We start from the raw sequence: 20,546 nt of genomic DNA on the forward strand, positions 1-20,546 counted from the left end.
CTGATCCTTCTGAGTCCGCTCCGTACCAGCCTTCCACCGCCGTGAGCGCGGTCGCCCCCTCCACCACGCCTTCGGCGCGGTCCCCCTCCCCCGCTTCGCGGGGAGGAAAAGTCAGACGCCTTCGACGATGATCACCCGGTAGTCGGCGCCCTTCAGCCGGTGGACCAGGGCCTCCTGATAGGCCGGGCTGTCGTACCAGGCGCGGGCCGCATCGACGGAATCGAACTTCAGCACCACCGTGCCCTCGGCGGGCGGGCCTTCGAGCACCTGCTGGGCGCCGTAGAAGGCCAGGGGGACGATGTTGTGCGGACCGCGCGCCTTGGGGGCCAGTTGGCGGTACTGCTCGAATTCGTCGGGGTCGGTCATCCGCTCGCGGATCATCACGACATAGGCTGGCTTGGCGGACATGGCTGACTCCTTGGCCGGCCAGTGGGCCGCGATTCTCGACGGGGCGACAGACCGATGGCTTTCGCCTAGCGTCTGGCCTGCTGAGGGAGTCGCGGGATGGGTTTGATCAACAGGCGGGCCTGGCTGGGTCTGGCGGCGGGCGCGGCGGCGGCGCCGGCCATGGCGGCCACGGCCGCCGGGACGCGGCCCTGGGCGGTGACCATCCCCAGCCCTGGCCAGGGCGACTATGCCGGGGCCATCGAGCGCATCCGGGCCTGCGCCGAGCAGGAGATGACGGTCTGGGGCCTGCCGGGCATGACCCTGGCGATCACCGACGAACGCGGCTTCGAGGCGATCATCTCGCTGGGCTGGGCAGACCGCGGAGCCCGGAAGGCGGTGCAGCCGGGCCACTATTTCCAGATCGGCTCGATCTCCAAGTCCTTCGCGGGCCTGGCCCTGTTCCGCCTGGCCGACCAGGGCAAACTTGATCTGTCGGCGCCGGCCGCCAGGGTGCTGCCCGGCGCGGCCTGGCCGGACGATCCGGGGGTCACCGTGGCGCGGCTGCTCAGCCACACCAGCGGCCTGCCCGGCAACGCCCCGATCTTCCCGCCCGCCCCGGACCAGACGCTGTGGACGGGCTTTGCGCCGGGTTCCGGCTTTTCCTACAGCAACACCGCCTATGCGTTGCTGGGCAAGGTCCTGACCCAGCTGACCGGTCTGTCGACGCCGCAGGCGCTACAGGACCTGGTCATGCGGCCGCTGGGCCTGACCGGGATGCTCAGCGTGATCCGCAGCGCCGACCGCCACCTTTTCCCGCTCAGCTACTGGCCGGCTCTCAGCGACCGGGCGCCCCTGGTCGGCGGGCCGCTGGATCGCGCGCCCTGGGTGGAGTCCGACTTCGCCGCCGGCTCGATCTCGGCCACCGCCGCCATGATGGCCCGCTACGCCCGCTTCCTGATGGCGGCCGGGCGCGGCCAGGGCGGGCCGCTGATGTCGGACGCCGCCATGGCGCGGTTCGTCAAACCCCAGACCCCGGCCGAGGAATTCGGCAAGGGCGCCCGCTACGCCCACGGCCTGGCGGTGACGGTGCTGGACGATCACGACTGCCTCTTCCACACCGGCGGCATGGTCTCGTTCAACTCGGCCCTGACCGTCGACCCGGTCAGCGGGGTAGGGGCCTTCGCCAGCGTCAACGCCGGGCTGATTCCCTATCGCCCCCGGGCGACCACCAACTATGCCTGCCAGGTCCTGCGAGCGGTGGTCGAGGGCCGGCCGCTGCCCGACCTGCCGACGATCAGCCGCGAGGCGCCGGTCGAGAACGCGGCCGACTATCTGGGCGTCTACGGCCAGGGTTCGCGGTTCGAGGTGAAGCCCGCGGGCCAGGGTCTGGCGCTGGACGGGCCGCAAGGCCATGCCCGGATGGAGCTCGCCGGACCGGACGTCTTTTCCACCGACGACGGCAGTTTCGCCCCACTGGGCCTGCGGTTCGTCCGCGAGGGCGAGAAGGTCATCGGCTGCTGGTGCGGCGGAACCTTCTATGGCCGCGGCGGCGCCGCCGGGCCGCCGGCCGATCCCCGGCTGCGGGCGCTGGCCGGAACCTATTTCAGCAACAGCCCCTGGGAAGGCATCGTCCGGGTCTTCGCCCAGGGCGAGGAACTGGTCATGGGCGGGGCGATCCTGAAGCCGGCCCCCGACGGAACCTGGCGGTTCGAGGACCCGGAACTGGCCTGCGAGCGAGTGCGGTTCGAGGCGCCGCTGAGCGGGCGGCCCAGCCGGCTGTCGCTGTCGGGCAGCTGGTTCGAGCGTCTCGAGGACGGTGTGCAATAATGACCGGTGAGCGGTCGCCCGGGCGCGCCGCCGATTTCTTGGGCTGAACTGGTCCGACCGCCGCGCTGGCTCGTATTGCCCGGGCATCCGGCGGAGGTATCCATGCGGCATTCCATTCTATTGCTCGTCGTCGTCGCAGCGCTCGGCGCTTCGGCGCCGGCCCCCATCCAGCCCCCGCCGGAGAAGGCGTTGCTGCAGGCCGAAGACGGCTGGATGGCCGCCATGCAGCGCCGCGACCGATCGGCCCTCGAGCGGTATCTGGCCCCGGAATTCAGCCTGGGCGGAATCGGCGAACCAGAGCGTGATCCGCTGCCGCGCGCGGTCTGGCTCGGCAATGCGATCGAGCATCTGAAGGTCGATACGGTTCGTTTCGACCAGAGCCGCGTCACGGTCTGGGGCGACACCGCCCAGGTGCATGCGATCTTCACCTGGAGCGGAGCCTACGAGGGCGAAGCCTTCACCGACAAGGTCACCCTGATCGACACCTGGGTTCGCCGCGATGGCCGCTGGCAGGTGGTCTCGCGCCTGGTCGAAGCCTATCGCCCGCCGGAGCCCTAGCCGCGAGACTGGGCATAGGTGAAACCCTCGTCCAGGCGCGCTAGGGTCGGACGGCCGGTTCGAACGGCTGGAGGACGGGTTGGCATGATGACCGAAGACCTGGCGGCCCTGGCGGCCGAGGTGGGCGAAAAGCTCAAGGCGCGGGGCGAGACCGTGGCCGTGGCCGAGTCCTCGTCCGGCGGGCTGATCTCGGCGGCCCTGCTCTCGGTTCCCGGGGCGTCGGCCTATTACATGGGCGGGACGGTGGTCTACACCGCCCGGGCCCGGATGCGGCTGATGGACCTGCCGCGCGAGGCGGTGGCCGGCATGCGCTCGGCCAGCGAGCCCTACGCCCTGTTGCTGGCCCGGACGGCGCGGGAGAATCTGGGGGTGACCTGGGGTCTGTCGGAGACCGGCGCCTCGGGCCCGACCGGCAACCCCTACGGCGACGCCGCCGGACATACCTGCCTGGCCGTGGCCGGCCCCATCGAGGTCTCGATTACCCTGGAGACCGGCGTGAGCGACAGGCTGGCCAACATGCAGGCCTTCGCGGCGGCCTCGCTCAGACTGTTCTCGAAGATACTGGACGAGTAGCCCCCATCGACCTTCGGCGCTGCGCGCCTCAGGTCACTTCCCCCGCAAGCGGGGGAAGATAGCCACAGGGCGGCCACGCGGCTTAAGCCGCGCGACCGCCCCGCAGACGCGGCCCACGAACGCGGAACGTCATGCTTCCCGCCGGCGGGACGGAAAGGGCTGCCTCAGCCTCTCCGGACCCGCCGTCGCGATCAAATTCCAAATTCAGGCCTTGGTATGCGCGCCATCTATGGATGTGCCGACCCGGCCGGCGGCCTCGACGGCGGCGGCCAGGGCCTGGGCCAGGCCTTCCAGGCTGTAGGGTTTGCGCAGCAGCGGCCAGGGGGCGGCCTCGGCGGCGGTCAGGGCCTCGCCGGTGTAGCCGGAGCTCAGCACGATGGGCAGGTTCGGCCGCTTCTTCACCGCCTCGATGGCCAGGTCCACGCCGGTGCGGCCGCCGGGCATGATGACGTCGGTGAGCAACAGGTCGGGCAACGGCTTGCGGCGAAGTTGGATCAGCGCCTGAGCGACGGTGTCGGCCCGGACGACCCGATGACCCAGTTCCTGAAGCAGGTTCTCGACCAGGTCGGCGACGTCGGCATCGTCCTCGACCAGCAACACCCGCATCGGGCGCACGGTCGTGGCCGACCGGGAGGCCTCTGGCGCGGCCGGCTCGCCCCGGCCGAGCGGCAGGGTCATGCGGATGGTCGCCCCTTGGCCAGGAACGGACTCGATCTCGACCTCGCCACCGCTTTGGCGGGCGAAGCCGTAGACCTGGCTAAGGCCTAGCCCCGTGCCCTTGCCCACCGCCTTGGTGGTGAAGAACGGTTCGAAGGCGCGGGCGGCGGTCTCGGCGTTCATGCCCGGACCGGTGTCGGTGACCGAGACCCGCAGATAGCCGCCGGCGGGCAGGCCGGACTGCGGTTCGTCCAGGGTCAGCAGGCGGGTCTCGACCGTGATGACGCCCGAGCCGTCCATGGCGTCCCGGGCGTTGACCAGCAGGTTGAGCAGGGCCGCCTCGAACTGGCCGGCGTCCAGGCGGACCGGAAAGCCCGAGGCGCCCAGGTCCAGCTTCAGCTCCACCGCCTCGCCGACCGCCCGGCGATAGAGGGGCTCGCTCTCGGCGATCAGGGCGTCGATCAGCAGGGTCTCGGGCTTCAGCGGCTGGCGGCGCGAGAAGGCCAGCAGCTGCTGGGTCAGCCGCTCGCCGCGCTTGGCGGCGGACAGGGCCGCGTCGCTGAGCTTGGCGATGCGGACCGGGTCGGTGGGATAGCGCTGGATGATGTCCAGGGCCCCGACGATGACGGTCAGGAGATTGTTGAAATCGTGGGCCACCCCGCCGGTCAGCTGGCCGACCGCCTCCAGCTTCTGCGACTGCAGGAGGGCCGCCTGGGCGATGTCGCGCTCCGCCAATGCGGCGTCGACCCGCTCGGAGAGCAGCTCGTTCAGCCGCTGCAGGTCGGCCTCGACCTGCTTGGCCGAGGTGACGTCGAAGCCGATCCCGGCGAAGCCGATGAACTCGCCGGTCGGTCCGTGCCGGGGCTGGGAGAAGGACCGCAGCCAGCGCCATTCGCCGTCGGCCCGGCGATAGCGGGCCTCCAGCACGAAGGGCGCTCGCGAGGCCTCCCCGGCCACCTGCTCGCGCAGGACGCGGTCGATGTCCTCGGGATGCAGCCGGGTGCGCCAGTCGAGATTGACCGCGGCCTCATAGCTCTCGCCGACGAAATCGACATAGGCGGCGTTGGCGAAGTCGCGCCGGCCGTCGAGGCGCGAAACCCAGAGCAGGGCCGGGGCGCTGTCGGCCAGGGCGCGGAAACGGGCCTCGCTCTCGCGCAGGGCCTCCTCGGCCAGACGGCGGTCGGTGATGTTGAGGGCGTAGCCGACGATGCGGATCGCCCGGCCAGCAGCATCGCGCAGCACTTCGCTGCGGGCGTGGATCCAGCGGATCTCGCCGGTCTCGGTCAGGACCCGATAGTCGATATCGTAATAGCGGCCGTCGGCGGCGGCCTGGCGATTGACCTCCTGCAGCCGTTCGCGGTCGTCGGGGTGCACTCGCTCGAGCAGGGCGGCGTAGCTGGGCGGATCGCCGGAGTCGGTGAAGCCCAGATTGTGGAACACCGAGCCGGACCAGTAGGCGGTCCCGTTGGCCAGGTCCCAGTCCCACAGACCCAGCCCCCCGGCCTCCTCGGCCAGCTTGAGGCGGGCCTCGGCGTGACGCTGCTCGACGGTGGCGGTGCGCAGGCGGATGAGGGCGGCGCGCAGGGCGGTGGTGACCACCAGGGTGGCGGCGCTGGCTACCGCATACAGCAAGCCGCCGCCCAGATGGGCTGGCGCCAGGGCGCCGTACCAGGGCGCGAAGATGCCGATCATCAGACCGATCAACCAGGCCGCCCAGCCCCAGCGCGGCCCGGCGTAGAGGGTGGCCAGCACATAGGCAGGCAGGAAGATGGAGAACGAGCCAAACTGCGGCGGCCAGCCTGTGGCCAGAATCCGCAGACCGGCGGCAGCGGCCAGGGCGGCGGCGGTGACGGCCAGGGCCTGCCAGAAGGGCGGCGGGCGAACGGGGATCAGACGCCAGACGAAGGCGTCCAGGCCGCTGTCGGGCGAGAGGTCGTCGGGCGCTGTCATGCGCGATGGTTTTCCTTGTTCGGCCCGAACCCCGACAGATCAAAGCCAATACCGCGATCATGTCAGAGGCGGGGTTACGGGCGCAACAACGCCGAGCCGGGCGGCAAAACGCGGTTCTGGCTTGACCGGACAAGCCGCCTTTGACCACAAACGCCCGGCTTGGCCTCTCGATCGGCCGCAACTGGGACGCCTCCCTCTTGAAGACGACCGAACGCCAGTCCAGACGCCCGGGTATTTGGCTGGCAGCCCTGGCGCTGAGCGGCATGCTGGGCGGCTGTCTGACCGACTACCGGTTGGCGGCCGGGGCGGGACAGGCCCACGGCGTGGCCTCGGTGGCGCGGGGCTTTTCCGAAGCCTCGTTCAAGCGTCTGACGGCGGGCATGGACCCGGCCATGCGCAAGCTGGCCGCCCGCCACGATGGCCGCCGCAAGACCGACTACTGGGGCCGGCCGATCGGCTGGGGCAGCTACGATCTCTCGCGCCTGCCGACCCTGGGCGTGGGGGTGCTGACCGCCGAGGAAGCCATGCGGCTGAACGCCCTGCGGACCGGCGACGCCGAACCGCCGCCACCGGCCCGGCCCTTCGTCTTCAAGGGCAGCGCCGAGGACCGCGCCCTGGCCGAGGACTGCCTGACCAAGGCCATCTATTACGAAGCCGCCGTCGAGCCGGGCGAGGGCCAGCAGGCGGTGGCCCAGGTCATCCTCAACCGGCTGCGCCATCCGGGCTATCCCAAATCGATCTGCGGGGTGGTGTTCGAGGGCTCGCTGCGGCCGACCGGCTGCCAGTTCAGCTTCACCTGCGACGGCTCCCTGGCCCGTGTGCCCGACCCCCGGCTGTGGGCCAACGCCCAGGCGGTGGCCAAACGGGCGCTGAGCGGCTTTGTCATGAAGGCGGTGGGGACGGCGACCCATTATCACGCCGACTATGTCGCCCCCTACTGGGCCCCGACCCTCTACAAGATCGTCCAGATCGGCCGGCACATCTTCTATCGCTGGACCGGTCCGGCCGGCATGCCCGCCGCCTTCACCGGCCGCTATGCCGGCGGCGAGGCCAATCTGTCGACCGAGGTGTTGACCGGCTACGACCCGCGCATCGCCGGCGCCCAGCTGCTCAACACCGAAGGCGCGGTCCACGGCCTGGCCGAGCCCCGCACGGTGACGCTGACGGTCGATGGGGAGGAGCGCACCTACACGGTCAACGCCTCGCCGGCCAACGGCGAAATCCAGATCCCTGTGCAGGGCGCGCTCAACCCTTCGCGGCCCAAGCCGACCCCCGAACAGATCAAGCAGATCAACGCCGAGATCGAGGCCCGCACCAGGACCTTCGACGACCCCGACGCCCCGATCGGCACCGCCCCCCGCGACGCCCCGCCCCGGCCGTTGTCATTGCCGCCAGTCCCGCCGTCCGACAACGCGGGGGATCTGCCGCTGAGCAAGCCGAAGTAGCTCTACAGCCCGAACGCCTTGGCGTAGGTGATGGCCACCGGCTTTTCGAGCGCGCCCTCCGTCAGGGCCAGGCCCATGAACGAGCGGCCCTTGAACGGCGCGGCGACCTTCAGGGCCGCCTCGGCGGAGAAGCCGAAGCGCGGGTAGTAGCTGGGGTGGCCCAGCAGGATCACCGCCTCGATGTCCAGGTCGCGGCAGGCCTGCAGGCCGGCCAGGATCAGCCCCCCACCCAGGCCATCCTTCTGGCGATCAGGGCGGATGGCGACTGGGGCCAGGGCCGCGAAGGCCGCGCCGGTGTCGGTGGCGAGCGGGCTGAACAGGATATGGCCGACGACCGCGCCGCCTTCCTCGGCGACCAGTTCGACCAGGGCGTCGCCGTCGGCCCGCAGCGCCTCGACCAGGTCGGCCTCGTCGGGCCGTCCGAAGGCGGCGGTTTCGACCGCGTGGATGGCCGGCCAGTCGCTGGGGACGGCCGGGCGGATCACCAGACGGCGATCTTCTGGGCTTCGGCGTGGCTGATCGGGTGGTGGGCGGCGGCGTGGTCCTGCTCGGCCAGGAAGCGCACCGCCTCCAGGGCGGCCATGCAGCCCATGCCGGCGGCGGTGACCGCCTGGCGGTAGACGTCGTCGGTGACGTCGCCGGCGGCGTAGACGCCCTCGATGGCGGTGGCGGTTGTACCCGCCTTGATCTTCAGATAGCCCGAGCCGTCCATCTCCAGCTGGCCCTTGAACAGCTCGGACGCAGGGGCGTGGCCGATGGCGATGAAGACGCCGTCGGCGTCCAGGGTCTGGGTCTCTCCGGTCTTCACCGATTTGAGCCGCACGCCGGTGACGCCCATGGGATCGGTCGCGCCCAGCACCTCGTCGATGGCGTGGTCCCAGATCACCTCGATCTTGGGATGGGCGAACAGCCGCTCCTGCAGGATGCGCTCGGCCCGGAACTCGTCTCGCCGGTGCACGACCGTGACCTTGCTGGCAAAGTTGGTCAGGAACAGCGCCTCCTCGACGGCGGTGTTGCCGCCGCCGACCACCACCACCTGCTTGCCGCGGTAGAAGAAGCCGTCGCAGGTGGCGCAGGCCGAGACCCCGAAGCCCTGGAAGCGCTGCTCGCTCTCGATGCCCAGCCACTTGGCCTGGGCGCCGGTGGCGATGACCAGGGTCTCGGCCAGCCACTCCTGGCCGCTGTCGCATTTAAGGCGGAAGGGGCGTTGCGAGAGGTCGGCCTCCAGCACGATGTCGTTGATGACCTCGGTCCCGACATGGGTCGCCTGGGCCTGCATCTGCTCCATCAGCCAGGGACCCTGGATGACGTCCGCGAAGCCGGGATAGTTCTCGACATCGGTGGTGATGGTCAGCTGGCCGCCGGGCTGGATGCCGGCGATCAGCACGGGATTGAGCAGGGCGCGGGCGGCATAGATGGCGGCCGTGTAGCCGGCGGGGCCGGCGCCGATGATCAGACAGCGGGTGGTGCGAGGTTCGGACATGATGGACAGTATTTAGCGATGATTCCGCCAATCGCGAGCCGATGAACGACAAACCCCAGAAACTTCCCCGCATCCTCTTCGTCTGCGAGGCCTCGCCGGAGTTGGGCGGCGGCCATGTCATGCGCTGCCTGACGCTGGCCCGGGCGCTGCAAGGCCAGGGCGCCGATTGCGTCTTCCTGAACGGGACGGGGGTGGCGCGCATCCTGGCCGCCTTCGCGCCGGACATGGCGCTGAGCGAGGACGAGGCCGCCGACCTGGTGGTGCTGGACAGCTACCGCATGGGCCGCGAGGTCGAGGACGGCTGGCGGGAGAAGGCCGGCGCCCTGGCGGTGATCGACGACCTGGCCCGGCCCCATCATGCCGACCTGGTGCTCGACCCCTCGTTCGGCCGCCATGCCAGCGACTATGAGGCGCCGACCGTGCTGGCCGGCCCGGACTACGCCCTGGTGCGGCGCGAGTTCGCCGAGGTTCGCCAAGCCGCCCTGGCGCGGCGGGGCGGGCCGGTGGCGCGGGCCCTGGTGGCGCTGGGGCTGACCGATGTCGGCGGGATCACGGGCCGGACCGTGCAGGCCCTGCTGCCGGGCCTGGGGGGCGTGGCGCTGGACGTGGTGGTCGGGTCGGGCGCCTACAGCCTGCCGGCGCTGCAGGCCCTGGCGGACCAGGGGGCGATCGGCCTGCATGTCGACAGCCAGGACATGGCCGGCCTGATGAGCCGGGCCGACATCGCCATCGGGGCGGGCGGCGCCAGCCTCTGGGAGCGCGCCTGCCTGGGCCTGCCCGCCGTCACCCTGATCGTGGCCGACAACCAGCGGGACCTGGCCATGCGGCTGGACGGGGCGGGGGTCACCCTGGCGCTGGACGCCCGCTGGCCGGGGCTGGAGGCGCGGCTGGTTGAGATTTGGGGGAGGCTGGTCGGGGACGAAGCCCTGCGGCAGGGTTTGTCGCGGAGGTCGGCCGCCTTGTGCGATGGGTTGGGAGCTGGACGGGCGGCAGTGGCGCTATTGGCCCTGGTTAGCCAGGCTGGCTGAAAGCCCTTCCCCCGCTGGCGGGGGAAGTGGCCCGACGGCGATAGCCGGAGGGTCGTTGGGGGCCCTTTCCCACGGTCGCGCCACCCGCCAGCGCCGCAAGGACCCCCAACGACCTTCGTCGCTGCGCGCCTCAGGCCACTTCCCCCGCCAGCGGGGGAAGGGCTTAAAGCTTGAAGCCCTTCTCGACCAGCCGCTCAGCCATCGCGGCCCGATAGTCCGCCCAGTCGGCGGCCAGCAGGCCCAGGCCCAGCACGTCCTGCGGCTCATCCCCGCGCCAGATGTGCTGGCGGAAACAGGCCTCCTGCCTGAAGCCATGCCGCTCATGCAGCTTCCAGACCGCCTCGTTGCTGGCCAGCACCTCGCACCACAGCTTGGAAAGGCCCAGCGGTCCGAACACCTGCTCGATCACCCAGAACTCGACGAACGAGCCCAGGCCAAGTCCCCGCGTCGAGGGTTCGGCCAGATAGTAGGCCCAGGCGCAGCGGTGGTTGGCCCGGTCGATGTCATAGAGGTTGGCCAGGCCCACCGGCTGGCCGTCCAGCTCGATCACCCAGTAACGGCGGCGGCCATCGCCCGGGATGCCGGCGAACCAGCGCTCGTGTTCCTCCCGGCCGATCAGGTGGTCGGTGTACATGTAGGGCCGGACCGCCTCGGAATTGCGCCAGGCGAACAGGCGGTCCTTGTCGGCGGGGATCAGGTCGCGAAGGGCGACGTCCGGCATGCTCAGACCCTCCTGTCGCCGCCGTAGTCGATGAGGTCCGGCCGGCTATGCACGAAGTCCCGTACATCCTGCGAAGTAAAGGCGCGGTTGCCGGCATAGAGGGCGTCGTAGACGGCGGCGACGAAGGCGTAGTCGTCGGGCCGGTCGACGGTCCAGCGCACCTCGCCCTCCTCGGCGGTCTGGGAGTGGAAGGCCTGGCGCCAGCGGTCCGGACGCCGATGCAGCGCCCAGGTGACATGCTCGCGTTCCTCCGGCGTGCGGGCCTCCACGGCGGCCTGGCGCAGCACCTCGGCCCGCATGACCTCGACGTCCAGGCCCTTGGGATAGGTGCGGTGGGCCGGAGTGTTGCTGCCATAGTCGGCGTCGGCGGCCAGAAAGGCGTCGATGGTGGCGTCGATCACCGTCCAGTCGGCTAGCGGACAGTCGGCGGTCAGCCGCACCACATGATCGGCCGGTCCGAAGGCGTCCAGGGCGCCGATGAAGCGGCTCTGCACGTCGTCGAGCGAACCGCGGAACACCGCAATCCCCTCGCGCCGGACGGCGGCCTCTAGCGGGTCGTCGGTGGGCTGGTCGCTGGTGGCGACCACCAGGCGGTCGATCCGCCCGGCCCGGCTGACCCGCTCGATCTGGCGCACGATCAGCGGCGCCCCGGCCAGCGGCATCAGCACCTTGCCCGGCAGGCGGGTCGAGCTCATCCGGGCCTGGAGGATGGCGAGGATCATGAAGGCGGGGGGTCGGACTCGGCGAGCGGCCGATAGCGGACGAAGCAGGTGGCCGGCATGTCGCCGAAGGCCGACATGCCGGTATAGGCGACGAAATTGCCGTGCTCGGGATCGGACCATTTGAGCGCGGTCATGGCGAGGGTGCGGCCACCGCTCATCGGAAAGTTCTGGCTCTCGTCGCGGGGCGCGCCATAGCGCTTTTTGAGCCGTTTCAGCAGCTTCCGGCAGTCGCGCTCGGCCGGAGTGAGCCGCACGACATGCAGGATCTTGCCGTCCGGGTCGAAATAGAATTCGGCGTCGAAATTCATGCCGTCCTGCCTGGTCCGGCCCCGGGCCTTCAGATCGAAGCCGTGGACCCGGTCGCCCTGTCCGCCGCTGACGGCCTGGACCTTACCGCCCGACGTCTCGATCACCTGGGCGGCGCTCATGGTCCAGTTGGTCCAGCCCCAGTCGGCATGGGCCAGGGACGGAAGAACGAAGGCGAGGGCGGCGAGGGCCGGTAGAGATCTGCGCATGGCGACAGACAACGCTATTCGGCCGCCTTGCTCAACTCCCGACGCTTCAGGATTTCGGCCGCGGCGCGGTCGGTCTCGTTGACCGGCTCATAGGTCCAGTGGTGGAAGGCGCCGTCGAAGGGGCGGGTGGCGCCCAGCTGCTGCAGCTCTTCATGGAACAGGCGGAACTTCAGGCTCTGGCCGTCCAGGGGCAGGATATAGACCGGCTTGCCGGTCGAGGCCGCCTCGGTGGCCATGTTGGCCGAGTCCTCGGTGACCAGGATGTAGTCGGCCCCGGCCAGGAAGGCGAAATAGGGATTGGCGCCCTCGCCGTCCCAGATGATGCCGGGCAGCTGGCGCAGGCGGGCGGTCAGCAGGTCGCGGGCCGGCTCGGGCGTGCGGCGCGAGAAGGTCATCAGCAGCGAGCCGCCGTCCTCTTCCAGCGGTCCGTGGATGGCGTTGGCGATGGCCGCCGCCCGTTCCGGGGGCAGGTCGAAGGCCTTGGACTTGCCGCCGATCAGCACGGCGACGCGCGGATGGGGCAGAGGATCGATCCGCTCGGCGAACCTGGCGTATTCGGCCGCCAGCCGCTCGGCGGTGACCCGGTGGGGCGAGCCCATGATCGGCAGGACATTGTCGCCCTTCAGCCGGTCGTGGTTGGGCGGGATGACCAGGTCGAACAGGGCCGAGGGAACGCGCGGATCCTGGATTTGCGCGACGAAGGTCTTGCCGCCCGACCAGCGGCGGGCGCGGATCGACAGGGGCAGGGTGGCGCGGCCGGCCGCGATCAGGACGTCGGGCCAGGGCGGGGCGAAGTCGCTCTCGGCGGTCACCCAGCGGCGCGGCAGCAGGTTCAGCCACCAGGGCAGCCGCCCCGTGCGGCCCTTCCAGCCCACCCGCTTGACGATCAGGATGGCCTTCTTCGGCCCGCCGGCGGCCCGCACGACCGCCTCGCCCAGACCGACGGCCTGGGCCTCGATGCCCGCCCGGCCGTCGGAGACGGCCCAGATCAGCAGCGGTTCAGCGGCGGACGCCTTGGCCACGAGGACTCCCTGATGGAGCAGGCTTGGCCGGCGAAGTCGGCCTGAAGATGACGCCCAGAAACAAAAAAGAGGGGTAGCTTAGAGCCACTCGACCTTGAGAATCTCGTAGGCCTTGACCCCGCCTGGGGTGTTGACCTCGACCACGTCGCCGACTTCCTTGCCGATCATGGCGCGGGAAAGCGGCGAGGACAGCGAGATGCGGCCCGCCTTCACGTCGGCCTCGTGGTCGCCGACGATCTGGTAGCGCGACGATTCCTCGGTGTCCTCGTCGACCACGCTGACCGTGGCTCCGAATTTCACCTGGGCGCCCGACAGGCGCGAGACGTCGATCACCTGGGCGCGGGCGATCTTGTCCTCGATCTCGGCGATACGGCCTTCGATCCAGCCCTGGCGGTCCTTGGCGGCGTGATACTCGGCGTTTTCGCTGAGGTCGCCATGAGCGCGCGCCTCCGCGATGGCGGCGATCACGCTCGGCCGCTCAACGGTCTTCAAACGCTTCAATTCTTCGTCGAGGGCATGATAGCCCTCGGCGGTCATCGGCACTTTTTCCATGAACGGATTTGCTCGACTTTACGCCCGGGGAGGCAAGGTTCCAGTCGTGGGCGCACACGACCGGGGGCGTCGAAACTAGTCGGCATGTTGTGAAATATCAAGCCTAATGCTGCGCTGCAGCGAGTCCTGTTCGCTGAATCGGCCGTTGCCTCGCGCCGGGGAAGCCTGCCAATCAGGGACAATGTCCCCGGCCCTGACCGCCAGCCTGATGATTCTGACCTCCGGGATGGCCCATGCGGTGGTCAACGCCATCCTCAAGGCCGGCAAGGATAAGATGTCCAGCCGGGCCCTGATCGACGGCTTCTCGGCCCTGATCATGCTGCCGCTGGCCTTCTTCACCCCGCTGCCCAATGGGGCCTGGTGGTGGCTGCTGGGCAGTTTCGCGACCCACCTGGTCTACCTGGTCTGCCTGATCAAGGCCTTCGAGCGGGCCGACATGACTGTCGCCTATCCCATCGCCCGGGGCGTCGCCCCGGCCATCGCCGCGGCCGTGGCGGTCGGGCTGTTCCATGAGGCCATCACCTTCTGGGTGGCCATTGGCGTCGGGCTGGTCTCGATCGGGGTGATGACGGTCGGGATGGGGCGCAAGGCCGACCCCAAGGCCGTCGGCTGGGCGGTGGCGACAGGCATGACCATCGCCCTCTACACCGTGCTGGACGCCCAGGGGGTGCGGGCCGCCCCCACGGCGCTCAGCTATATCGTCTGGGTCTATCTGTTCCTGGGCGGCGGCATCGGCGTGATGTTCGCCCTCTGGCGGGGCCGGACCTTCTACCTGGCGGCCCGCAGCGAATGGAAGCCGGGCCTGATCGCCGGGGCGCTGTCCATCGTCACCTACGGCCTGGCCCTCTACGCCTTCCGGATCGGGGCGACGCCGCGGCTGGCGGCCCTGCGCGAGACCTCCATCCTGTTCGCCACGGTGATCGCCGTGGTCTTCCTCAAGGAGCGGATGACGGCCGGACGGGTGGTCGGAGTGCTGGTCATCGCCGCCGGCGCCGCTACCCTGCTGGCGGCCGGCTAGGAGGGGAGCGGGGGCATGGATATCACGATCAGACCCTGCAGGCCCGGCGACGCGGCGGCCCTGGCGGCGGTGGGGCAGGCGACCTTCCTGGAGACCTATGCTGGCATCGTCGACGGCGCCGACATTCTGGCCCACGCCGAGGGCCCGCATTCGACGGCGACCTACGAGGACTATCTGGCCGACCCGGCCTGCCAGCTGTTCCTGGCCGTCTGCCCGCCTGGCGAAGCGCCGGTCGGCTACACGGTGTTCTGCCCACCGGACCTGCCGGTGGCGATCCATGACGGCGATATCGAGCTGAAGCGCATCTATGTCCTGCACCGCTTCCACGGCGAGAAGGTCGGGCCGCGCCTGCTGCAGGCGGGGCTGGACTGGGCGCGAACGGCCGGCTTCAGGCGGGTGCTGCTGGGGGCCTATGGCGAGAACCACCGGGCCCTGGCCTTCTATCGCCGCAGCGGCTTCGAACAGGTCGGGACCCGGAAGATCCGGGTGGGCGTCAACGACTATGACGACGTGGTGCTGGCCACCGCCCTCTAGCCCCTACTCCGGGAAGAACCGCACGTAGGATTCTTCGTTGATCCGGTCGATGTGCGCCCGATAGGCGGCGTAGCAGGGCTCGCGGCTGTTGATCTTGCCGAACTTGGCGTTGGGGACCCGGGCCAGGGGCACATAGGCGATGCTGGCGGAGGCGGGGATCAGCTGGCTGCCGACCCCGGCCTGCAGGGTGGTCAACAGGCCATAGAGCTCGCCGGTGATGGTGGGGCGGGCCAGGATGGCCAGGCGGAACTGCCCCAGCTCGCTGGTGATCATGTAGATGTGGCCCGACTGGTTGGGCAGCGACACCGCGCCTTTTTGGGTGAAGGCCGAATCGAGCCGCGCCGACTCGCGGAAGGCCAGCGAGGACGAGGCCTCGTCCCAGCGGATTTCGGTGCGGTAGGCGTAGACCGCGCCGCGCTCGCCGAAACTGGGGCGCAGGGTCAGGTAGTCGCCTTCCAGCCGCGCCACGGCGGGGCGGGAATAGGAGCCCAGGGCCTCGGGCGCCAGGCCGAACGCCCCGGGGACGCCGGCGCTCTTGGCGATGCGCAGCGGGGCGGACAAGGCCTCCTCCAGGCGGATGGTGGTGGCCAGCGTGAAGGGCCGGCGGCCGGACAGGGCCTTTTCCAGGGTCGAGATGCTGATGCGGGCGTCGTCCGCCAGCCGCTGGCGCGATATGCGGCGGCGGGCCAGCTCCTCGCGCACCCGCGCGGCGATGGCGCGGCTCTGCTCGGTCGACAGCTCGGAATCCCGGGCCTCGGTCATCAACGCTACTCCCCCAGCGGCATCGCCCCCGCGATGCGCACAAATCCTCACATACCTCTGGTGGAGGCCGGCGGGCAAGGGCCTTGAATGCGGGGGCGAGCGGCGGCTAGCGCGTGACCATGCCGCCGTCGATGATCAGCTCGATCCCGGTGACATAGCGGCTCTCATCGGAGGCCAGGTACAGCACCCCGGCGGCGATGTCGGCCGGCTCGCCCTTGAAGCCCAGCGGGGTGGCCACGGCTGCCACGTCGTTGAGGTCCAGTGTGCGGCCGCCGGCGTTGCTGGGCCCGTCCAGGGTCGAGCCGATGCCATCCCAGATCGGGGTGTCGATGATGCCCGGATGCACGGAATTGACCCGGATGCCGTCCTTGGCCGCGGCGCATTCCATGGCCACCGCCTTGCTGAACAGGCGCACCGCCCCCTTGGTCGCACAATAGGCGGCCAGGCCCGCCGAGCCCTTCATGCCGGCCACCGAGGAGATGTTGATGATCGAGCCGCCGCCGCTCTCGCGCATCAGGCCCAGGCCGTGCTTGGTCCCCAGGAAGACGCCGTCCTCGTTGACCGCCTGCTGCTTCTTCCAGTCGGCGAAGCTGAAGCTGTGGATCGGCCCGCCGATGGCGATGCCGGCGTTGTTGACCAGGATGTCCAGCCGCCCATAGACCTTGCGGGTGTCGGCGATGACCTGCTCCCAGCCCTCTTCGCGGGTGACGTCCTGGGTCATGAAGACGGCCTCGCCGCCCCGGGCATTGATGCCGTCCACCACGGCTTTGCCGCGCTCGACCTGCACGTCGGTGACCACTACCCTGGCCCCCTCGGCCGCCAGCAGCTCGGCGCAGCCCTGGCCAATGCCGCTCGCCCCGCCCGTCACCAGGGCCACCTTGCCCGCTACGCGTCCGGCCATCATTCCCTCCCGAGGATTTTTGTTATCGACGGTAAGTTGACCGCTGGAAGCGGCGGCGTCCAGGCTGACCCGGCGTCACCAACCTGGGTTGATCAGCGGCTGTCTGGCAGTGACTCGCAGGTCTGGCCCGTCCGAGGTGTGGCAAAAGCCGCCTATCCTCCACAGCTCGTCCGTCGTGGCGGCCATCGCCCAGAAATCCGCGCAGAGGCTGAGCTCGCCATAGAGCCGGACCCATTCGACCTTGTCCCGCTGATGGACCTCGTCCGATCGGGACTCCGCGCCGATGCAGCGGGCGGTGGCGCGAACGGGACCGGTCATAGCGCTGCGGTCGGTGCAGAACCGGATGCCGTCCCAGGCGCCGACGATGGCGAGGCAGCGGCCGATATAGCCTTCGGGCCTGGCGGCGACCTTGGCCAGCGGCACGGTTTCGGAATTGCCGCTGTTGCAGGCCTTGATGCTGGCGGACCAACGGCCAGCAACGCCTTCGGGCGGCTCGGCCGCCGCCGGTAAGGGGAAGGTCAGCACGATCAGGCAGGTCAGGATCGCTTCCACTCGCATGGGGCGATCCTAGGCGCGCAGTCGCCGATTGGCTATCCTCAGGCGTAGCTCTGCAGCGGCCGCACGCCCAACGAACCGGTGTCCCCGCCTGCGATGGCCTGGGCCGCCGCCAGGGCGCCGGCGGCGGTGGTGTAGTAGGGGATCTTGCTCATCAGGGCGCTGCGGCGAATCTCGAAGCTGTCCGACAGCGACTGCTTGCCCTCGGTGGTGTTGAAGACCAGCTGAACCTCGCCGTTCTTCATGGCGTCGACGATGTGGGGGCGGCCCTCCAGCACCTTCTTGACGAACTCGACCTCCAGCCCCTCGCCCTTGAGGAAGGCGCAGGTGCCGCTGGTGGCCAGGATGGTGAAGCCCGACTTCATCAGCAGGCGGACGGGTTCCAGGATCCAGGTCTTGTCGCTGTCCTTGACCGAAACGAAGGCGCAGCCCTTGCGGGGCAGGTCGACGCCGCCGCCCAGCTGGCTCTTGGCGAAGGCGCGGGCGAAGGCGGGCTTGAGGTCGGTCTCGCCCTCGCGGCGCCAGTCCAGGCCCATGACCTCGCCGGTCGAGCGCATCTCCGGGCCCAGCACGGTGTCGACGCCGGGGAAGCGGGCGAAGGGGAAGACCGCTTCCTTGACCGCGATATGGTCCAGGTCGGTGTTGACCAGGCCGAAGCTCTTCAGGCTCTCGCCGGCCATGATCTTGGCGGCGATGGCGGCGATGGGCGCCCCCATGGTCTTGGCGACGAAGGGCACGGTGCGGCTGGCGCGGGGATTGACCTCCAGCACATAGATGCGCGGGGCGTCCGACAGCGGCTCCTCGATGGCGAACTGCACGTTCATCAGACCACGGACGTTCAGGGCCAAGGCCATGTCGCGGGTCTGGCGCTTGAGCTCGTCGATGGTTTCCTTGCGCAGCGAGAAGGGGGGCATGGAGCAGGCGGAATCGCCGCTGTGCACGCCGGCCTCTTCGATGTGTTCCAGCACCCCGGCCACGAAGACATCGGTCCCGTCGCAGAGGGCGTCGACGTCCACCTCGGTGGCCCTGGAGAGATACTGGTCGATCAGCACCGGCGCGTCGCCGCTGACCATCACCGCGTTGCTGATGTAGCGCTCCAGCTGGGCGTCGTCATAGACGATCTCCATGCCCCGGCCGCCCAGCACGTAGGACGGGCGGATGACCACCGGATAGCCGACCTCCTCGGCCCCGGCGAAGGCCTGCTCGGCGTTGCGGGCGAGCGCATTGCGGGGCTGGGCGATGTCCAGGCGATGCAGCAGTTGCTGGAAGCGCTCGCGGTCTTCGGCGAGGTCAATGGCGTCGGGTGTGGTGCCCAGGATCGGCACCCCGGCCTGCTCCAGCGGATGGGCCAGCTTCAGCGGCGTCTGGCCGCCGAACTGGACGATCACCCCAAGCAGGGTCCCGCTGCGCTGCTCGACGGCGATCAGCTCCAGCACGTCCTCGGCGGTCAGGGGTTCGAAATAGAGGCGGTCGGAGGTGTCGTAGTCGGTGGAGACGGTCTCGGGGTTGCAGTTGACCATGATCGACTCGATGCCGATCTGGTCCAGCGCGAAGGCGGCGTGGCAGCAGCAATAGTCGAACTCGATGCCCTGGCCGATGCGGTTGGGGCCGCCGCCCAGGATGATGGCCTTGCGGCGGTTCGACGGCTCGGCCTCGCAGTCGGGGGCCTGGCCCAGCGAGCCGGTCTCATAGGTCGAATACATGTAGGGCGTGGTGGCGGCGAACTCGCCGGCGCAGGTGTCGATGCGCTTGAACACCGGGCGCACGTCCAGGGCGTGGCGGCGGGCGCGGACCTCGTCCTCGGTCAGGTCGGTCAGCCTGGCGAGACGGGCGTCGGAGAAGCCTTTGGCCTTGAGGGCCCGCAGGCCCTGGGCGGCGGGCAGGCCGGCAGCCCGCACGATGCCCTCCTCGCGGACCAGGTCGGCGATCTGGCGCAGGAACCAGGGCTCGTAGCTGCAGGCCTGATTGATCTCCTCGACGGTCAGGCCATGGCGGAAGGCCTGGGCGATGACCCTGAGGCGGTCGGGGGTGGGATTGCCCAGCGCCCGGATCACGGCGGCATGGGCATTGTCAGGATCGTCGGCGCCGGCGATGTCGATTTCGTCGAGGCCGGTGAGACCAGTCTCCAGCCCGCGCAGGGCCTTTTGCAGGCTCTCGGCGAAAGTGCGGCCGATGGCCATGACCTCGCCGACCGACTTCATGCTGGTGGTCAGATAGGGCTCGGCGCCTGGGTATTTCTCGAAGGCGAAGCGGGGGATCTTGGTGACGACGTAGTCGATGCTGGGCTCGAAGCTGGCCGGCATGGCTCCGCCGGTGATGTCGTTGTCCAGCTCGTCGAGCGTGTAGCCGACCGCCAGCTTGGCGGCGATCTTGGCGATCGGGAAACCCGTCGCCTTCGAGGCCAGGGCCGACGACCGCGACACCCGCGGGTTCATCTCGATCACCACCATCCGCCCGTCGGCCGGATTGACGGCGAACTGCACGTTCGAGCCGCCGGTCTCCACCCCGATCTCGCGCAGCACGGCGATGCTGGCCGCCCGCATGCGCTGGTATTCCTTGTCGGTCAGGGTCAGGGCCGGGGCCACGGTGATGGAATCGCCGGTGTGCACGCCCATCGGGTCGATGTTCTCGATGGAGCAGACGATGATGCAGTTGTCCGCCTTGTCGCGGACCACCTCCATCTCATACTCCTTCCAGCCCAGGACGCTTTCCTCGATCAGCACCTCGGTGGTGGGCGAGAGGTCCAGGCCACGCTCGACGATCTCGCGGAACTCCTCGACGTTGTAGGCGATGCCGCCGCCGGTGCCGGCCAGGGTGAAGCTGGGGCGGATGATGGCCGGCAGGCCGACGAAGTCGAGCCCGGCCAGGGCCTCGTCCATGCTGTGGGCGGCGTGGGACTTGGGCGATTCCAGCCCGATCTTGTCCATGGCGTCGCGGAATTTCTGGCGGTCCTCGGCCTTGTCGATGACTTCGGCCCGCGCCCCGATCATCTCGACATTGAACTGCTTGAGCACCCCCATCGCTTCGAGGCTGAGGGCGGTGTTCAGCGCCGTCTGGCCGCCCATCGTGGGCAGCAAGGCGTCGGGCCGCTCCTTCTCGATGATCTTGGCAACCATCTCGGGGGTGATGGGCTCGATATAGGTCGCGTCCGCCACGTCCGGGTCGGTCATGATGGTGGCGGGGTTGGAGTTGACCAGGACGATCCGGTAGCCCTCGGCCCGCAGCGCCTTGCAGGCCTGCACGCCGGAATAGTCGAACTCGCAGGCCTGGCCGATGACGATGGGGCCGGCGCCGATGATCAGGATGGACTTGATGTCTGTGCGTTTGGGCATGGGC

20 protein-coding genes are annotated in these 20,546 nt (G+C 69.7%); 7 read left to right on the forward strand and 13 right to left on the reverse strand.

Annotation, left to right across the window (positions count from 1 at the left end):
• Nucleotides 1-111 precede the first annotated feature (111 nt).
• Nucleotides 112-408, reverse strand: a complete 297-nt coding sequence (locus QO010_RS19370) for a DUF1330 domain-containing protein (protein WP_307351921.1) — start codon at nt 406-408, stop codon at nt 112-114.
• Nucleotides 409-504: 96 nt separating this feature from the next.
• Here QO010_RS19370 and QO010_RS19375 point away from each other — a divergent pair, with 96 nt between their 5' ends.
• From QO010_RS19375 to QO010_RS19385, 3 genes are all read left to right on the forward strand, one after another.
• Nucleotides 505-2,214, forward strand: coding sequence for a serine hydrolase domain-containing protein (locus tag QO010_RS19375; RefSeq protein ID WP_307351923.1), 1,710 nt, complete (start codon nt 505-507; stop codon nt 2,212-2,214).
• 102 nt (nt 2,215-2,316) lie between these two features.
• Nucleotides 2,317-2,772 (forward strand): nuclear transport factor 2 family protein, encoded by a 456-nt coding sequence (locus tag QO010_RS19380; RefSeq protein ID WP_307351924.1) that lies wholly within the window; start codon nt 2,317-2,319, stop codon nt 2,770-2,772.
• 87 nt (nt 2,773-2,859) lie between these two features.
• The gene (locus QO010_RS19385; RefSeq protein WP_307352070.1) at nt 2,860-3,345 is read left to right on the forward strand and encodes a CinA family protein; all 486 of its coding nucleotides are present in this window, start codon (nt 2,860-2,862) and stop codon (nt 3,343-3,345) included.
• A gap of 204 nt (nt 3,346-3,549) precedes the next feature.
• On the opposite strand, the gene QO010_RS19390 is transcribed toward QO010_RS19385, so the two are convergent.
• Nucleotides 3,550-5,952, reverse strand: coding sequence for a hybrid sensor histidine kinase/response regulator (locus QO010_RS19390; protein ID WP_307351926.1), 2,403 nt, complete (start codon nt 5,950-5,952; stop codon nt 3,550-3,552).
• A 140-nt stretch (nt 5,953-6,092) separates the two neighbouring features.
• On the opposite strand from QO010_RS19390, the gene QO010_RS19395 reads away from it, so the two are divergent.
• Nucleotides 6,093-7,397 (forward strand): cell wall hydrolase, encoded by a 1,305-nt coding sequence (locus QO010_RS19395; protein ID WP_307351929.1) that lies wholly within the window; start codon nt 6,093-6,095, stop codon nt 7,395-7,397.
• A gap of 2 nt (nt 7,398-7,399) precedes the next feature.
• Here the strand turns inward: QO010_RS19395 and QO010_RS19400 are convergent, their stop codons facing one another.
• Both QO010_RS19400 and trxB read right to left on the reverse strand, forming a co-directional pair.
• Nucleotides 7,400-7,882, reverse strand: coding sequence for a GNAT family N-acetyltransferase (locus QO010_RS19400; protein ID WP_307351931.1), 483 nt, complete (start codon nt 7,880-7,882; stop codon nt 7,400-7,402).
• A complete protein-coding gene (trxB, locus tag QO010_RS19405) occupies nt 7,879-8,889 on the reverse strand; it encodes a thioredoxin-disulfide reductase (protein WP_307352072.1) in 1,011 nt (336 codons plus the stop codon). The genes QO010_RS19400 and trxB overlap by 4 nt, the downstream gene beginning before the upstream one ends.
• 32 nt (nt 8,890-8,921) lie before the next feature.
• Between trxB and pseG the strand changes: the two genes are divergently transcribed.
• Nucleotides 8,922-9,908 carry a UDP-2,4-diacetamido-2,4,6-trideoxy-beta-L-altropyranose hydrolase gene (gene pseG / locus QO010_RS19410; protein ID WP_307351932.1) on the forward strand — a complete coding sequence of 329 codons (987 nt, stop codon included), beginning with the start codon at nt 8,922-8,924 and terminating at the stop codon, nt 9,906-9,908.
• A gap of 163 nt (nt 9,909-10,071) precedes the next feature.
• On the opposite strand, the gene pseH is transcribed toward pseG, so the two are convergent.
• The 5 genes from pseH to greA all read right to left on the reverse strand — a co-directional run bounded on the left by pseH (nt 10,072) and on the right by greA (nt 13,440).
• Entirely contained in the window at nt 10,072-10,629 is a 558-nt protein-coding gene (gene pseH / locus QO010_RS19415; protein ID WP_307351934.1) for a UDP-4-amino-4,6-dideoxy-N-acetyl-beta-L-altrosamine N-acetyltransferase, read from the reverse strand.
• A 2-nt stretch (nt 10,630-10,631) separates the two neighbouring features.
• Nucleotides 10,632-11,351: a cytidylyltransferase domain-containing protein gene (locus QO010_RS19420; RefSeq protein WP_307351936.1), complete on the reverse strand. Its 720-nt coding sequence runs from the start codon at nt 11,349-11,351 to the stop codon at nt 10,632-10,634.
• Complete coding sequence (locus QO010_RS19425) at nt 11,348-11,866, reverse strand: hypothetical protein (protein WP_307351939.1); 519 nt, start codon at nt 11,864-11,866, stop codon at nt 11,348-11,350. The genes QO010_RS19420 and QO010_RS19425 overlap by 4 nt, the downstream gene beginning before the upstream one ends.
• 14 nt (nt 11,867-11,880) lie before the next feature.
• Nucleotides 11,881-12,888, reverse strand: a complete 1,008-nt coding sequence (locus QO010_RS19430) for a mitochondrial fission ELM1 family protein (RefSeq protein WP_307351941.1) — start codon at nt 12,886-12,888, stop codon at nt 11,881-11,883.
• A gap of 78 nt (nt 12,889-12,966) precedes the next feature.
• Nucleotides 12,967-13,440: a transcription elongation factor GreA gene (greA, locus tag QO010_RS19435; protein WP_307351943.1), complete on the reverse strand. Its 474-nt coding sequence runs from the start codon at nt 13,438-13,440 to the stop codon at nt 12,967-12,969.
• Nucleotides 13,441-13,621: 181 nt separating this feature from the next.
• Here greA and QO010_RS19440 point away from each other — a divergent pair, with 181 nt between their 5' ends.
• Nucleotides 13,622-14,458 (forward strand): EamA family transporter, encoded by an 837-nt coding sequence (locus QO010_RS19440; protein WP_307351945.1) that lies wholly within the window; start codon nt 13,622-13,624, stop codon nt 14,456-14,458.
• A 15-nt stretch (nt 14,459-14,473) separates the two neighbouring features.
• A complete protein-coding gene (locus tag QO010_RS19445) occupies nt 14,474-14,992 on the forward strand; it encodes a GNAT family N-acetyltransferase (RefSeq protein ID WP_307351946.1) in 519 nt (172 codons plus the stop codon).
• Nucleotides 14,993-14,995: 3 nt separating this feature from the next.
• On the opposite strand, the gene QO010_RS19450 is transcribed toward QO010_RS19445, so the two are convergent.
• The 4 genes from QO010_RS19450 to carB all read right to left on the reverse strand — a co-directional run bounded on the left by QO010_RS19450 (nt 14,996) and on the right by carB (nt 20,542).
• Nucleotides 14,996-15,754 carry a helix-turn-helix domain-containing protein gene (locus QO010_RS19450; RefSeq protein ID WP_307351948.1) on the reverse strand — a complete coding sequence of 253 codons (759 nt, stop codon included), beginning with the start codon at nt 15,752-15,754 and terminating at the stop codon, nt 14,996-14,998.
• 106 nt (nt 15,755-15,860) lie between these two features.
• Complete coding sequence (locus tag QO010_RS19455; protein WP_307351950.1) at nt 15,861-16,655, reverse strand: glucose 1-dehydrogenase; 795 nt, start codon at nt 16,653-16,655, stop codon at nt 15,861-15,863.
• Nucleotides 16,656-16,730: 75 nt separating this feature from the next.
• Entirely contained in the window at nt 16,731-17,213 is a 483-nt protein-coding gene (locus QO010_RS19460) for a hypothetical protein (protein WP_307351951.1), read from the reverse strand.
• Between the two features lie 38 nt (nt 17,214-17,251).
• On the reverse strand, nt 17,252-20,542 hold the full coding sequence (gene carB, locus QO010_RS19465) for a carbamoyl-phosphate synthase large subunit (protein WP_307351954.1): 3,291 nt from the start codon (nt 20,540-20,542) through the stop codon (nt 17,252-17,254).
• Between the last annotated feature and the right edge of the window lie 4 nt (nt 20,543-20,546).

The organism is Caulobacter ginsengisoli, from assembly GCF_030814835.1.
Taxonomy (GTDB): domain Bacteria; phylum Pseudomonadota; class Alphaproteobacteria; order Caulobacterales; family Caulobacteraceae; genus Caulobacter; species Caulobacter ginsengisoli.